This is a genomic window from Pseudomonas sivasensis, from assembly GCF_021391435.1.
Classification (GTDB): domain Bacteria; phylum Pseudomonadota; class Gammaproteobacteria; order Pseudomonadales; family Pseudomonadaceae; genus Aquipseudomonas; species Aquipseudomonas sivasensis.
Window position 1 is genome coordinate 2,359,056 of record NZ_CP090029.1, and the last position, 14,528, is coordinate 2,373,583.

Sequence of the window (14,528 nt, forward strand, 5' to 3'; positions counted from 1 at the left end):
GAAAAACGATCAGACAAAAGGCCAGATCAACAGGGTGATAAGGAAGCCGAGCGTGCCGAGGAGGGTGGTGATCACCGTCCAGGTCCGCAGGCCGTCTGCCACGTTGAGGCCGGCCAGCTTGGTGAAAATCCAGTAGCCGGCGTCGTTGATGTGCGACATTGCCAGCCCGCCACCGCCCATAGCCAGGCACAGCAGGGCCATGTGGTTGGGCGTCAGGTTAAGCGTGGCGATCAACGGACTGATGATACCTGCGGTGGTTACCAGCGCCACGGTGGTGGAGCCTTGCACGGCGCGCAGCAACATGGTCAGCAAAAAGCCCAGGGCCAGCACCGGCAGCCCGGTGGTACGTAGCAGGTCGGAGACCACCGCGCCGATGCCGGTATCCACCAGTACCTTGCCGAATACGCCACCGGCACCCGCAATCAAAATCACCATGGCCACACCCGGCAGCGCCGAGCCAATTACATCGGAGACCTGGGTACGGCTCCAGCCGCGACGGGAACCGAGCAGCCAGGCACACAGCAAGGTGTCGAGCAGCAGCGCCACCAGGGGCGCACCGAGCACGGTCATGATGCCGCGCAGGGTTGATTCGACAGGCAGCAGTGACGTCGCCAGCGTACCCAGCAAAATCAACACGATCGGCAACAGGATCAAACTGACGATCAAGCCGAAACCCGGCGCAGGGGCGGGTGGCAGCTTGGCCACGATACTGCTGGTAGATTCCTCCAGGCCCATGTGCGAGACGGTCTCTGCACCTTGTTGCGCCTCTTGGGTTTTGCCGTCTTGCCAGGCGCGCAGGTCGTCGTTGGTGACGTGCGGGCCGTAGACTTCGGCGCGGATATCATCGGACATCGGGTAGAAGCGGCGCGTCATGCGCCCCGCCACGCGATAGCCGACGTAGCACAGGAACGCCGTCAGCGGCAGCCCGAACATCAGCACCCGGCCCAGGTCCGCACCCAGTTGGCTGGCGGCGGCGACCGCACCTGGGTGCGGTGGCAGAAATGCATGCACCGTAAGCAGCGCTGCGCACATCGGCAACGCGAACATCAGCAACGGCTTGCGAGCGCGACGAGCCACACCGTAGGCCAGCGGCATGAGGATGATCACCCCCACCTCGAAGAACACCGGCACGCCGATAATGAAACCGGCAATCGTCAAGGCAAGGGGCGTGCGTCGATTACCGAAGCGTTCAATCAGGGTCTTGGCCAGCGCCTCGGCACCGCCCGACAACTCAATGATGCGGCCGATCATCGCGCCCAAGGCAATGATGATCGCAATGTGGCCGAGGGTCTTGCCCATGCCGCCTTCAATGGTGGCGACCAGATCGGCAGGTTTAACTCCCGCCACCAAGGCCACCATAATGCTGACCAACATCAGCGCCACGAACGGCTGGAATTTGTATTTGAGCACTAGGAACAGCAGCAAGGCGATGCCTAGGCCTGCGGTCGCCATCAGGATAAGCGGGCTCATGAGCGCGGCCCTTCATGGAAAACGCAGGATGGTTTTTTGTCGCTGCAAACATCAACACGAAACTTGATAGTGGTCATGCTGGAAGGTCCTGTTGTTTTTATTGTTAAGGGTGTTGCGGGTGGAAACGGTGCCTACCAGTGCGCGCCGAAAACGCTTTTAAGCTCGGCCAGCGCTGCAGCATCCAGCGGCGCCGGACGCGGGTTGCTCATCAGCCACAGGCGTGCGGTTTCTTCGAGTTCTTCGAGGGCGTAACTGGCCTTGGAAACTGAGCTTTCCCAGACCACCGGGCCCAAGCGCTCGAGCATTACGCCACGCACACTGTTGGCGAGGCGCGCGACCTGGTCCGCCACATCGGGCGCGCCGGGGCGTTGATAGTTGATCAGCGGGATATGCCCGACCTTCATCACCTGGTACGGCGTCAGCGGGGGCAGGATGTCATCCTGGCGCCAAACACCGGCAAGCGTCAGGGCCACCAAATGTGTGGAATGGGTATGCACCACACCACCGACGCCAGGGTTGCGATCGTAAACCTGGCGATGCAAGGCCAGGGTTTTTGACGGTTTGTCGCCAGAGACCCATTTGCCCGTAAGGTCGACCTTGGCGATCAACGCAGGGTCAAGGCGGCCCAGACACGCATCGGTTGGCGTGATCAGCCAGCCGTCGTCCAGGCGCGCGCTGATGTTGCCGGCGCTGCCGACTGTGTACCCTCGCTGATAAAGACTGTGACCTACGATGCAGATCTCTTCGCGCAAGGCGTTTTCGTTGCTCATTGCGCACCTCCTGCCAGTTGCTTGAGTGCTTTGTCGAAAAAGTCTCTACCGCCGAAATTGCCCGACTTGAGGGCCAGCGCCAGCGGTTCGGCAGTGTTGCTGAGGGTCGCGGGAACACCAGGGTCAATCTGCGTGCCAATCTGCAGTAGGCGCACGCCCAGGGCGGTGACTACGGCGCCAGAGGTTTCACCGCCAGCGACCACGAAGCGTCTTACGCCGGCCTGACGTAGGGCTTGGGCAATTTCTCCCAGGGCGTTCTCTACCAATTCGCCTGCGCGCTCGGCGCCCAGTTGCTGTTGCACCGCCTTGAGTTCATCCGCAGGGCTGGTGGCATAGATCAGTACGGTGTGTGGGTTGCTCAGGGCAAACGCCACGGCATCCGCCACTACCGACTCACCCGCCGCCAGGGCTAGCGGGTCGATGCGCAGCGCCGGTCGTCCGGCTTCGATCCACGCGGCGACTTGGCCGTTGGTGGCAATCGACGCGCTCCCTGCCAGCACCACCTCGCCACCGGGTACGGTAGGTAAGGAGGCTGGATCGAAGTCACGAAGTTTGCCGGCCCGGCGGAAGTTGTCGGGAAGGCCCAAGGCCAGGCCGGAACCGCCGGTTAACAGCGGCAGATCACTGCAAGCGCTGCCGAGGGTGTGCAGGTCTTGATCACTGAGGGCATCCGCGATGGCCATGCCTATGCCTTGGGCGCGCAGCTCTGCAATCCGTTCGCGCACGTGTGATACACCTTGGGCGATGGTGTCGTAGCGCAGCAGGCCAACCTTTTGTGTGGTTTGTGATTGCAGTACGCGGACCAGGTTGGCGTCGGTCATCGCGGTCAGCGGGTGGTGCTGCATGCCTGACTCATTGAGCAGTTGATCCTGCACAAACAAATGACCGCGGAAAATGGTCCGGCCATTTTCCGGAAACGCCGGGCAGGCCAGGGTGAAATCACTGTCCAGCGCCTTGAGCAGGGCCTCGCTGACCTGGCCGATATTGCCGGCGGCCGTCGAGTCGAACGTGGAGCAGTACTTGAAGAAAATCTGCTCGCACCCTTGTGCGCGCAGCCATTCAAGGGCGGCCAGGGAGTCGGCTACCGCCTGCGCCGCCGGGACAGTACGCGACTTCAGCGCAATCACGATCGCATCGGCATCCAGTGTCGCAGCGACTTCATCGCTGGGGATACCGATGCTCTGCACAGTACGCATGCCGCCGCGCACCAGCATATTGGCCAGGTCTGTGGCCCCGGTGAAGTCGTCGGCGATGCAGCCCAGCAACGGGCGTGCGCTAGGTAGGTTCATGGGCAATCCTTATTCGGTTTCGGTCTTGGCAGTCGGGAGCTCAATGCCAGGGAAAATCTTGATCACCGCCGAATCGTCCTCACGCCCGAACCCGGCACTGGAGGCCTGCATGAACATCTGGTGAGCGGTGGCTGACAATGGCAGCGGAAACTTGCTGGCCCGTGCGGTATCCAGCACCAGGCCCAGGTCCTTGACGAAAATATCGACGGCCGAGAGCGGCGTGTAATCAGCCTTGAGAATGTGTGGCACGCGGTTCTCGAACATCCAGGAATTGCCCGCGCTGTGGGTGATCACTTCATACAGTGCATCGGCCTCGACGCCTTCACGCAGCCCCAGTGCCATGGCTTCTGCGGCAGCGGCGATATGCACGCCGGCCAGCAGTTGGTTGATGATCTTTACCTTTGAGCCCAGGCCATGGGCATCGCCCAGACGATAGACCTTGCCGGCCATGCCCGTGAGCACGTCATCGGCTTTTGCATAAGCCTCGGCTGGGCCGGAAGTCATCATGGTCATCTCACCGGCCGCCGCTTTGGCTGCACCACCGGAGATCGGTGCATCCAGGTACAGCAACCCTGCGTTGATCAAGCGCTGGCCCAGGTCTACCGCGTAGGTAGGGGCCACCGTGGCGCAACCAATCACCAGGCTGCCAGGGCGCAAGGCGGCGACGGCGCCATGTTCACCAAACAGGACCGTCTCGGTTTGTTCGGCATTGACCACGACGGTGATGATCACATCGCACGCGGCGGCCATCTGGACAGGCGAGCTGCAGGCAACGCCCCCTTCACTGGCGAACTGCTGCGTGACGGTTTCTCGCACATCACAGGCATGCACGTTGAAGCCGCTGCGCAACAACGAGCGGGCAATGCCCAGCCCCATCGCGCCTAAGCCGATAACACCAACATTCTTGTTATTCATGGAGGCTCCGTAGCAAGGCTGTGGGTACGTGGGCGCCGCAGAGGTGCAGGCGATCGTCCAGATACAGGTAAGGGGCGGGAAGCTTATTCGGGGAGGTGTCGAACATCGTTGCCATCCTGTTTTGTTTTTTTGTCAGGGTGTCATGCGGGTTGAATAGATAATCCACCAATGATCAGATTATGTGAAGTTATTTTTTGATTTAACAATATTTAACATCGCAGCGGGCGCTGCCAGGCTTCAGCGTTGAGAACACAGGCGTTGAAACGCAAAGTGAGCACGGCTTTTGGCGGTGCTCACTGGAAGGCTGTGCGGTGCTACGCCAGGAATTAACGCGAGTAGGTGACTTCTGCGGTCCAGTTCGACGTTTTCTGGTTGTGCAGGTCCCAGAACGCCTTTGCAATGCCAACCGCCTCCTCGGATTCCGGTTCGACGAACGCGCCACAGTGACCGTGGCCACATGCACGTTGTGGGTTTTGGCCGACTCGAAGAGGCCTGTCGTCAATGCACGAATACCGGCCTTACCCAGACTCAACGAAAGATAATCTGCATTCGGTTCGATGCCGAAGAAGCCACCAGCCCCCGGGTTTGCTCAGGGTGTCACTGCCCATCACATTTGGCCGCCGATGGGTTGCGCCGCTGTTGCCCGCATTTATCGCCCAGCATCCGAAAATACGTGTGGATGCGCGGTTTGCCGACAGGTACGTGGATGGTGTGGCGGAAGCTTCGATGTCGCGATTCGCGTTGGAGTGCTGCGCGACAGCACGCTGGTGGCCAAGCAGATTGCCCCTTTCCGTAACCGCCTTTACGCCGCTCCCAGCTATATCGCGTCCCATGGCCAGCCCCAATCCCTTGAAGCGTTGGCCGAGCATGCGAGCTTGGATTCTGCAGCCACTCCAGTTGGCCGGACTGGGTACTTAAAAATAGCAGCCAGCAAAAAACTTTTTGGCCGACGGGCCCGCTGATATCCGACAGCTCGGAGTCGCTTTTACAGGTGGCGGTGTAGGGCGTTGGGATCATTCTGACGCCTGACTGGCTGGCTGGCTGGCTGGCTGGCGCGGCGGTGCGCGACGGCACGCTTGTGCAAATACTCGCGCAATGGGAAGGCGCAGAGGTGGGCGGAATCTATGCAGTGATGCCGCCGGGGCGGCTGGTTCCGACGAAGACAAGAGTCTTTGTCGATCAAATAACCCGTGCGATTCAGGCAGGCTGGCAGCAGTAAAAAGAGACATCCGATTAACAAAATAAAATTGTGTTTGTGAAAAATTTATATTGATTTTTTTTAGGTTGGTAGCGCTTTAGCATAAATCCACCTTCAAAAAAGCCGTCGGGCAGCGACCACGGTGCCCGGCACCACAAACCAATAAAAATTGTTATCGGAGTCCTGATGAGTCTTTCTCCTTTCCATCTCGCAATCCCTGTGTATGACTTGGCCGCCACTCGTCACTTCTACGGTGAGGTGTTCGGTCTTTCCGAAGGTCGTTCAAGCGACCAGTGGGTAGACTTCGATTTCTACGGCCATCAACTGGTCATCCATGAGCACCCTAAAACTGCGTCGCAGGAAAGCGTGCACAGCAACCCGGTAGACGGCCACGATGTACCGGTTCCGCACTTCGGCATCATCCTGGAGTGGGCACAATGGGAAGCCCTGGCCGAGCGCTTGAAAGCGCGCGCAACCAAGTTTGTGATCGAACCCTACATTCGCTTTAAAGGCCAGGTCGGCGAGCAAGCCACCATGTTCCTATTCGACCCGTGCGGCAACGCGCTGGAGTTCAAGGCGTTCAAGGATATGAGCCAGCTGTTCGCTAAATAATAAAAACCTGGCGCACGCTAAAGAGTGCGCCAGGAAAACATAAATGAGCTGGAAGCTCATGAATCTAGCTACTGCCTAAAGCAGTCCTTTCATTCCAACAAAAAGGCTAGACATGAAACGTATCCCCTTAGTTTGGCAAATCGTTGCCGGGCTTTTGCTTGGCGTGCTCGTGGGTTGGTATTTCAATACCCATCCGGAAAATCAAGTATGGGTTAGTACCGAAATCCTTAAACCACTCGGAGACATCTTCATCAAGATGATGAAGATGGTCGTCGTGCCGATTGTTTTCTGCTGCATGATCCTCGGCATTGCCGGGGGCGGTGATAACAAATCGTTTGGGCGCATGGGCGCAAAGTCGTTGATCTACTTCTTTGCAATCACCAGCCTCGCCATCGTGCTTGGCTTGTGCTTTGCCAACCTGTTTGAGCCGGGTAAGGGTACCGACATTGCAGGGATCGCCCATAACGCGGCAGCCGTGCATATGGAGCCGTCGAAAGGCGCGCTGATCATCCTGCAAAACATCGTGCCCGATAACGTGATTGTCGCGATGTCGGAAGCGAAGTTGCTGTCGGTGCTGTTCTTTGCCGTGCTGCTGGGTATGGCGTTGAACACCTTGCCTAAAGAGAAAAGCGCACCGGTTATTGCAGTGGTGCAGGGCTTCTCCGATGCGATGTTCAAAGTCGTGTCGTTTGTCATGGCCTACGCACCGATCGGTGTATTCGGCATGATCGGCGCCACGGTGGCGACCTTCGGATTTGCCTCGTTGCTGCCGTTGCTCAAGTTGATCGGCGTGGTGTACCTGGCGCTGATTACCTTTGCTCTGTTGATGCTCGGAGGCATTTGCTACCTGATCGGCGAAAACGTCTTCAAGTTGATCAAGTACTTCCGTGATGAGCTGATTTTGGCCTTCTCCAGCGCAGCCTCTGCGGCGGTCATGCCACAGTTGATGACCAAGCTGGAAGCCTATGGCGTGCCTCGGCGCATCGTCAGCTTCGTAGTGCCTGTGGGTTATGCGTTTAACCTGGACGGTGCTTCGATCTTCCTTGGTGTGGCGACAATCTTCATTGCCCAACTCTATGGCATTGATCTGTCGTTGACTCAGCAGATTTTGCTGGTGGTCACAATGGTGCTGACGTCGAAGGGCGCCGCCGGTGTGCCTGGGTTTGCCATCATCATTCTGTCGGCCACCTTGGCGTCTGCCGGGCTGCCGCTGGAGGGGGTCGCGTTGATTGCCGGGATCTTCCGGATCATCGACAGCGGTACCACTACCTTGAACGTGCTGGGTAATGCAATTGCACCCCTGGTCATTGCCAAGTGGGAGAAAGCGCCCCTGGAGCGAAAAAGCTCAATAAGGGTCGAGCAGAACGCTTAATCAGCGACACACAAGAGCCTTCCACGTTAATCGCGTCGAGGGCTCTTTTTTGGGCTGATAAACCTATAAGAAGTTATTGCGTGTTCATTCTTTTCAGGCGCCGGGGTGCTCGGTTCAGATAAAGAATCGTGCCCTGTTAGTTGCCACTGTGCTGCCATTATTTATAAAAAAAACAGGTGGGCTATGTGCAAGAAATCAGTGTTCTATCGGACGCGTCGCTGCGTCGCAGTATGGATAGTGTTGCTATTTATGGGAACTTACCAACTGGCGGTTGCCAGCCCACGCACGGCGTTGACGCATTCTGCCGTGGCCGTACCTGACCAATTTGCTGCGGACACCGCCAACGCAATCTTTGCCAAAGGCGGGAATGCCGTGGATGCGGCCGTTGCCGTTGCCTTTTCCCTGGCGGTGACCTACCCCGAAGCTGGAAATATCGGCGGCGGCGGTTTCATGACCGTCTATTACAAGGGCAAACCCTATTTTCTCGATTACCGCGAGCGTGCGCCGCTGAAAGCAACGCGGCATATGTTCGTCGACAGCTCGGGTAAAAAAGTGATTGCTGCCGACCAGCCGCAAGGCAGTGTGATCGGACACCGCTCGGTAGGTGTACCCGGCACTGTCGCGGGTATGTGGGAGGCTCACAAGCGCTTTGGCAAACTCAAATGGGCGGACCTGATCGAGCCCGCCATTGGCTACGCACACCATGGCTTCGTCGTCGATGAAGCACTGGCCAGTATTGCTGCAAGTGAAAACGCCAAACGCTTCGCCGGTAAAACCAACTTCGCTGAACATTTCGGCAGGCTGCAGGCAGGCACTACCTTCAAGCAACCTGAACTTGAGGCGGTTCTCAAGCGCATCGCCGCGCAGGGGCCGAAAGGCTTTTACGCTGGTAAAACCGCAGAGCTGATCGTGACCGATATGAGTGCCAATGGCGGCTTGATCAGCGCGCAGGACCTGGCCGATTACAAATCCGTGTGGCGTACCCCAATACAAGCCAACTGGAATGGCTTCCAGGTTGTCACCGCGCCACCGCCCAGCTCCGGCGGGGTCGCGCTCGTGCAACTGTTGAAGATGAAAGAGATGCGCCGCGAGGATTTCCAGGGCGTGCCGCTTAACTCCGTGCGCTATATGCATTTAGTGGCGGAGATCGAAAAGCGGGTATTTGCTGATAGGGCGCAGTACCTGGGTGATCCGGATTTTTACACGGTGCCGGTGCATGAATTGATCGACGAACACTACCTGGCGGGCCGAGCGTCTCAGGTCAATCTATCGATCCCTTCGGACACCAATAAGGTCGTCGCCGGCCTGAATATTGAATCGCCGGAGAAGCCCCAGACCACGCACTTCTCAATCGTCGATAAATGGGGCAATGCCGTTTCCAACACGTACACGCTCAATGGCTTTTTCGGCTCCGGCGTCGTCGCGGAAAAAACCGGCATTTTGCTCAATGATGAGATGGATGACTTCTCGGCACTGGCAGGAGTGCCCAATCAGATGGGCGTCGTGGGCACCGACACTAATGCCATCGAACCCGGAAAGCGGCCCTTGTCTTCGATGACGCCGACGATTTTCCTGAAGGACGGCAAGGTCGCCTTGGTGATCGGTACACCCGGTGGCTCGCGGATTTTTACCTCCATCTTCCAGGTCGTCAGTAACCTGTATGACTTCCACCTTGGGCTGAAAGATTCGGTGGGCGCGATGCGTTTTCACCACCAGTTGCTGCCTGCCAACACGATTTTCTGGGAACCCTATGCACCGATCTCGGGGCAACTGGCGACGGAAGTTGAAGGCGCAGGCTATAACCTCGCAAACCAGGGCTTCAATGGTGATATCCAGGCAATCAGGGTGGAACACGGCGTGCCTGAACCCGTATCTGATCCCAGGGGGAGGGGGGTGACGTCCATCGCCAAGTAGTGGGTCAATCCGCTCGTCTGGCTTACGGGCATTTGGCCAGACGCGCTCGGTAAGGAGGCGCATCAAGGTGGATCGAGATCCACCAGAGCCCACGCCCCAGTGCTAGTTATTTATCCTGCGCTGGGGCGTTCGCCGGCCTGACAAAAATCTAAAGTTAGGCGAGCGATTCACCTGAATTTGCATCAATCTCAGCCCGCCTGAATGCCAGGATTGCACTCTCATGCACCGCTCCCCACTCCCGCATTGCGCTGATCAGTGGGGCAAGCGTGTTGCCTAATTCTGTTAGGGAATACTCGACCTTGGGCGGGACCTCTCGATAGATTTCGCGATGGATAACCTTATCTGTCTCCAGCTCTCTGAGTTGCAAGGTGAGCATCCGCTGCGTCACATCAGGGATTAGTCGGCGCAACTCGTTGAAGCGCTTTGTTCCTGACATCAGGTGGAACAGGATGAGCGATTTCCATTTCCCACCAATGACATCGACCGTAAAGGAGACAGGGCAAGCGAATGCTTCAACTTCATCCCGGGGAATGCATTTTTTCACAGGGCATCTCCTTGGTATAAAAAATGTGCCTACAGCACATAAATGTGCGTACTTACGAATATGGTGTGCGCACGCTAACATCATTCCGTATCAACCACTACGGAATGATCCGGATGAGCTTGTTGCTTTCCCCCCACGAAATAAAAGGCATGAAACTGAAAAACCGCGTCGTCATGTCGCCCATGTGCATGCACATGGCTGCAGATGACGGCTTCGTTACTGAATGGCATCGAGTGCATTACGGTGCCCGCGCCTTGGGCCAGGCGGCATTGATTTTCCCAGAAACGCTGGCAGTTCACGCCGATGGCCGTATTGGTGCCGGTGACCTCGGTATCTGGAGCGATGCACATGTCGCTGGCTTGAAGGCGCTCACTGAATTGCTTCACAGCTTTGGCGCGAAAGCCGGTGCTCAGATCGGTCATGCAGGACGTAATGCTGACTTGCCCAATCTTATTCACATTGCGCCATCGGCTATTCCGTTCACCGAAACCAGCCCTGTGCCTCGCGCACTCGCGGCTGATGAAATTCCGGGTTTGGTAAAGCTCTACGGCGATGCTGCACGACGTGCCAGTGAAGCGGGCTTTGATGTACTTGAGATCCATGCCGCGCATGGTTATTTGCTGAGTGAGTTCCTCTCCCCACTCGCCAACACCCGCGACGACGAATATGGCGGTGATGCCAAGCGTCGCTATCGCTTCCTGCGCGAAGTGCTGGAGGAAGTCAAAACCCATTGGGGCAATCGTCCTCTGTTTGTTCGTATCTCCAGCTCTGATTACGCCGAAGGCGGAAACACACCCGAGTCATTCCTTGAATACGGTCGCTGGATGAAGGAACAGGGTGTCGACCTGATCGACTGCAGCTCCGGCGGAATCAAGATGATCAAGGTGCAGACCTATCCCGGTTACCAAGTACCGGCCGCTGAGTTGCTGCGTAAGGAACTGCATATTGCGACGGGTGCGGTGGGTGTCATCCAGAGTGGTCGTCAAGCCGAAAAAATCCTGCAAAACGGCCGAGCTGACCTGGTGTTTGTCGGGCGGCAAATGCTGCGTGATCCGTTCTGGGTGCGCACTGCAGCAGATGATTTGAAGGAAATCATTGAGATACCTGCTGCCTACACGCGTTACGGCTCTGTATGGCTTGATACCAAAGCGTGAATCAGCCCGCGTCATAAGCGGGCGGCTGGACAGTCCTAATTCTCAATCCAATCCAATGAAGCAGGCGTGAAACCATGAGTAAACCTACTTACGTATACGAATACCAAGCCATCACCGAGGTGCTGAACAAGTACATCGAGGGCTGCAAGCAAGCAAAAAGCAGCCTCATGAAGCCTGCTTTCAATGAGCAAGCGACCATGTTTAGCGTCGATGGCGACGGTAAGCTGGCCGGCGGCGCAATTCCTATCCTGTTCAAGGGGATCGATGAAGGGTTTCGTCCCTCTCCTGATGCACCGGCAGCTATCGTCCGCATTGAGATTTTCGGTACGGCGGCGAGTGCGCGAATCGACGCAAACGACATGTCCGGCATTTCGTTTACCGACTTTTTCCATCTGTTGAAAGTTGAAGGCAAGTGGACGGTCGTCAGCAAGATCTTTCACACCCATGTCGCGCCTTGAACCTCTGTCGCCCTTGAGTCTGCGGAAGTTGAGGCTTCCCTGCACTCAGGTATAAAAATGGAAACGTCATGAAAACCCTTACCTCTGCTCTCGCTCTTACGGTCGTTACGCTTGCGCCCGGTACTGCCTCCGCCGCCACGTACCCGGGAGTTGAGCACAACACGGCGAAACTCTTGCAATCGCTTGAAGGTGTCCCGACGCTCGACTCCATGGCGCCGGTCGATGCCCGTGCGGCGCTGGCGGGTGCCCAGGCTGCCCCCCAAGTAGTCTTGCCGGCAGCTGATGTCAGCGAGAAGACGCTACGCGTGAACGGCAGCGATCTGAAATTGACCATCGTGCGCCCGGTCGGTAGCCAACAGAAGACTCTGCCCGCGTTCATGTATTTCCACGGCGGCGGCTGGGTGTTGGGCGACTTCCCGACCCACGAACGACTGGTGCGTGACCTGGTGGTAGGCTCGGGTGCGGTGGCGGTCTTCGTCAACTACAGCCTCTCGCCAGAGGCGGCATATGGCGTCGCTACGGAGCAAGCCTATGCCGCGACAAAATGGGTCGCCGAACACGGGCAAGAGATCAAGGTAGACGGCACTCGCCTCGCCGTAGCCGGCAACAGTGCTGGCGGGAACATTGCCGCCGTAGTTGCCCTGATGGCGAACGAGAAGGGTGAACCCGCACTGCGCTCGCAAGTGTTGCTGTGCCCAGTGACAGACTCCAACTTTGACACGCTGTCGTACAAGGCTTTTGCCAACGGCTATTTCCTGACGAAGGACATGATGGCGTGGTTTTGGGACAATTACGTACCCGACGCCGAGGTACGCAAACAGATTTACGCCTCTCCACTGCAGGCCACGACCGAACAGTTGAAGGGCTTGCCGCCGACGCTGATCCAGACTGCCGAATTCGATGTCCTGCGCGATGAAGCTGAAGCGTACGGCCGCAAGCTCGACGCGGCGGGTGTGCCTGTGAAGACGGTTCGCTACAACGGCATGATTCACGATTTCGGTCTGTCGAACGGCTTCAGCCGTCTGCCGACGCCGCGCAGCGCGATTGCGCAGGCATCTCATGAACTCAAGATCAACCTGAGCAAGTAATTTCAAAAACAAAGAATCCGCAGGTCACGTTGAAACTGCGGGCTTCGTCATTGAAAACATATCCTCATCTCATTGCGAGGCTGCCTGCGCACAGCAGACTTTCGGAGCGTCTGCTGCGTTTGTGCGGTTGAGCATATTTCGATAATTGCACTCCTTTATGAAGAGCGACTAAATGAAATTTATATCTATTAAGCAGTTGTTTTTTGTGGCCTTGATTTCGAGCTTTGGCGCGATGGCTCAAGCAGAAAACGCACCAGGTGGCCCACAAGTTATCAGTAGTAAAACAGTCAGAAAAGCTACGTATGTAGAAGACTATCAAGCTATTACAGAGGTGCTTAACGCGTATATTGAGGGTTGCAAGCAGGCCAAGAGCAGTATCATGAAACCCGCTTTCAATGAACATGCGACGATGTAAAGCGTCAGCGCCGAGGGCAAGTTGGAAGGCGGCGCGATTCCAATCTTGTTCGAGGGAATTGACAAGGATTTCCGTCCCTCTCCCGACGCGCAAGCCGCGATTACTCGTATTGAAATCGTCGGTAATGCCGCGAGTGCTCGTATCGATGCCAACGGCATGTCCGGCCTCTCTTTCACCGACTTCTTCCAGTTGCTGAAAGTAGAAGGCAAGTGGACGGTTGTTAGCAAGATTTTCCAAACCCATGACGCGCCTTAACTAGTCAAAGCAGCGCTGAAAATTGAGTTCGAAATTGAAGATGAGTTTCACGAAGTACTCGTCAGCACTTATCTAATTCTTCTTCACTGCATGCTCGGTAATCAGTTGAGCCAGTAGTTTTACTGGCTCAGTTAGACTGCGGCGTGCACGGTGCACCAAACCAATATCGCGATGGAATGTACGTTGTTTCAGGTCGATTGCACGTACCTCGGCAGGCCATTCTTTACGGGTGGCCGTTTCTGGCACCAAGGCGACTCCAACGCCGTTTGCAACCAGTTTGACGATTGCATCCAGTTCGTCGAGTTCGCAGACTTCGTGTAATGAAAAATGGGTTTGTCGCAGAAACCTATCAACTTGGCGTCCGCCGAAGGATGATCGGTCATAGCGGATAAAGGGTTGGCTCGATATCAATTCAGCCCAATCGTCTCCCGGCATATCGGCGGGGACGATCAGCCGGTAAGGTTCTCGCGCCAAGGTTGTCCAGCGCAGATCACTGTGAAGCGAGAAGGGCGGGCGGATTATCGCGGCCATATCGATTTCGCCTGAATCGACTTGGTTCACCAACTCCATCGACAAGCCGGGGAGCACTCGCGTTCTGCATTGCGCAGATCGTTGATGAAATTCAGCCAGGGCTTCTGGCAAGAAGGAGCGCTGAACTGAGGCAATCGCTCCAATGGTGATCAAAACATTCGCGGGAAGACCCACCGATGTCGAGCCCAGGTCTTTAAATTGGCGTACCAGTTCCTGACCCTGCGCCAAAACCTGGTGACCCATTCGATTGAGCTGAGCCGAGCGTCCCTTACGGTCGAATAGCTGTACCCCTAGCTCCGCCTCAAGGCGTTGCATCTGGGCGCTGACGGCGGCTTGGGTGAGGCCGATTTTGCTGCCGGCAGCCGCAAATGTGCCTTCTCTTGCCACAGCGATAAGTGTTTTCAGTTCTTTGATCATGCTCAAATAATAATTATGTTTTGCTTCGAAATGTATTTATATTTTTGTCGCTGAAGCGCTGCGTAAAATTGCTTCCGATACGGGTGAACAAACGGCAGGTGCTCCACCGGGCGCCTGCCGCTGGAT

At 56.8% G+C, this 14,528-nt stretch carries 13 protein-coding genes and 1 pseudogene; 8 read left to right on the forward strand and 6 right to left on the reverse strand.

What is annotated here, in order from left to right; all coding sequences use genetic code 11:
- Positions 1–9: 9 nt before the first annotated feature.
- The 4 genes from LRO94_RS10765 to ltnD all read right to left on the reverse strand — a co-directional run bounded on the left by LRO94_RS10765 (position 10) and on the right by ltnD (position 4,498).
- Positions 10–1,470: a GntT/GntP/DsdX family permease gene (locus tag LRO94_RS10765; protein ID WP_032885519.1), complete on the reverse strand. Its 1,461-nt coding sequence runs from the start codon at positions 1,468–1,470 to the stop codon at positions 10–12.
- A 131-nt stretch (positions 1,471–1,601) separates the two neighbouring features.
- The gene (otnC, locus tag LRO94_RS10770) at positions 1,602–2,240 is read right to left on the reverse strand and encodes a 3-oxo-tetronate 4-phosphate decarboxylase (RefSeq protein ID WP_032885517.1); all 639 of its coding nucleotides are present in this window, start codon (positions 2,238–2,240) and stop codon (positions 1,602–1,604) included.
- Complete coding sequence (gene otnK, locus LRO94_RS10775; RefSeq protein ID WP_032885516.1) at positions 2,237–3,529, reverse strand: 3-oxo-tetronate kinase; 1,293 nt, start codon at positions 3,527–3,529, stop codon at positions 2,237–2,239. The genes otnC and otnK overlap by 4 nt, the downstream gene beginning before the upstream one ends.
- Positions 3,530–3,538: 9 nt before the next feature.
- Positions 3,539–4,498: an L-threonate dehydrogenase gene (gene ltnD, locus LRO94_RS10780; protein ID WP_256997329.1), complete on the reverse strand. Its 960-nt coding sequence runs from the start codon at positions 4,496–4,498 to the stop codon at positions 3,539–3,541.
- A 447-nt stretch (positions 4,499–4,945) separates the two neighbouring features.
- On the opposite strand from ltnD, the gene LRO94_RS10785 reads away from it, so the two are divergent.
- The 4 genes from LRO94_RS10785 to ggt all read left to right on the forward strand — a co-directional run bounded on the left by LRO94_RS10785 (position 4,946) and on the right by ggt (position 9,540).
- A complete protein-coding gene (locus LRO94_RS10785) occupies positions 4,946–5,362 on the forward strand; it encodes a LysR substrate-binding domain-containing protein (protein ID WP_233897001.1) in 417 nt (138 codons plus the stop codon).
- Positions 5,363–5,828: 466 nt separating this feature from the next.
- Entirely contained in the window at positions 5,829–6,254 is a 426-nt protein-coding gene (locus LRO94_RS10790; protein WP_032885513.1) for a VOC family protein, read from the forward strand.
- 112 nt (positions 6,255–6,366) lie between these two features.
- Complete coding sequence (locus LRO94_RS10795) at positions 6,367–7,626, forward strand: cation:dicarboxylate symporter family transporter (protein ID WP_032885511.1); 1,260 nt, start codon at positions 6,367–6,369, stop codon at positions 7,624–7,626.
- A 249-nt stretch (positions 7,627–7,875) separates the two neighbouring features.
- Positions 7,876–9,540: a gamma-glutamyltransferase gene (gene ggt / locus LRO94_RS10800; RefSeq protein WP_233897002.1), complete on the forward strand. Its 1,665-nt coding sequence runs from the start codon at positions 7,876–7,878 to the stop codon at positions 9,538–9,540.
- A gap of 154 nt (positions 9,541–9,694) precedes the next feature.
- On the opposite strand, the gene LRO94_RS10805 is transcribed toward ggt, so the two are convergent.
- Positions 9,695–10,084 carry a winged helix-turn-helix transcriptional regulator gene (locus LRO94_RS10805; RefSeq protein WP_032885508.1) on the reverse strand — a complete coding sequence of 130 codons (390 nt, stop codon included), beginning with the start codon at positions 10,082–10,084 and terminating at the stop codon, positions 9,695–9,697.
- 113 nt (positions 10,085–10,197) lie between these two features.
- Between LRO94_RS10805 and namA the strand changes: the two genes are divergently transcribed.
- The 4 genes and pseudogenes from namA (at position 10,198) to LRO94_RS10825 (ending at position 13,454) form a co-directional block, all read left to right on the forward strand.
- The gene (gene namA / locus LRO94_RS10810) at positions 10,198–11,238 is read left to right on the forward strand and encodes an NADPH dehydrogenase NamA (protein ID WP_179179243.1); all 1,041 of its coding nucleotides are present in this window, start codon (positions 10,198–10,200) and stop codon (positions 11,236–11,238) included.
- Positions 11,239–11,312: 74 nt separating this feature from the next.
- Positions 11,313–11,696, forward strand: a complete 384-nt coding sequence (locus LRO94_RS10815) for a nuclear transport factor 2 family protein (protein ID WP_032885506.1) — start codon at positions 11,313–11,315, stop codon at positions 11,694–11,696.
- A gap of 68 nt (positions 11,697–11,764) precedes the next feature.
- Complete coding sequence (locus LRO94_RS10820; RefSeq protein ID WP_032885505.1) at positions 11,765–12,784, forward strand: alpha/beta hydrolase; 1,020 nt, start codon at positions 11,765–11,767, stop codon at positions 12,782–12,784.
- Between the two features lie 232 nt (positions 12,785–13,016).
- Positions 13,017–13,454 (forward strand): annotated as a pseudogene (locus LRO94_RS10825) (nuclear transport factor 2 family protein).
- A 72-nt stretch (positions 13,455–13,526) separates the two neighbouring features.
- On the opposite strand, the gene LRO94_RS10830 reads toward LRO94_RS10825, so the two are convergent.
- Positions 13,527–14,402, reverse strand: a complete 876-nt coding sequence (locus LRO94_RS10830; protein ID WP_032885502.1) for a LysR family transcriptional regulator — start codon at positions 14,400–14,402, stop codon at positions 13,527–13,529.
- Positions 14,403–14,528: the final 126 nt, after the last annotated feature.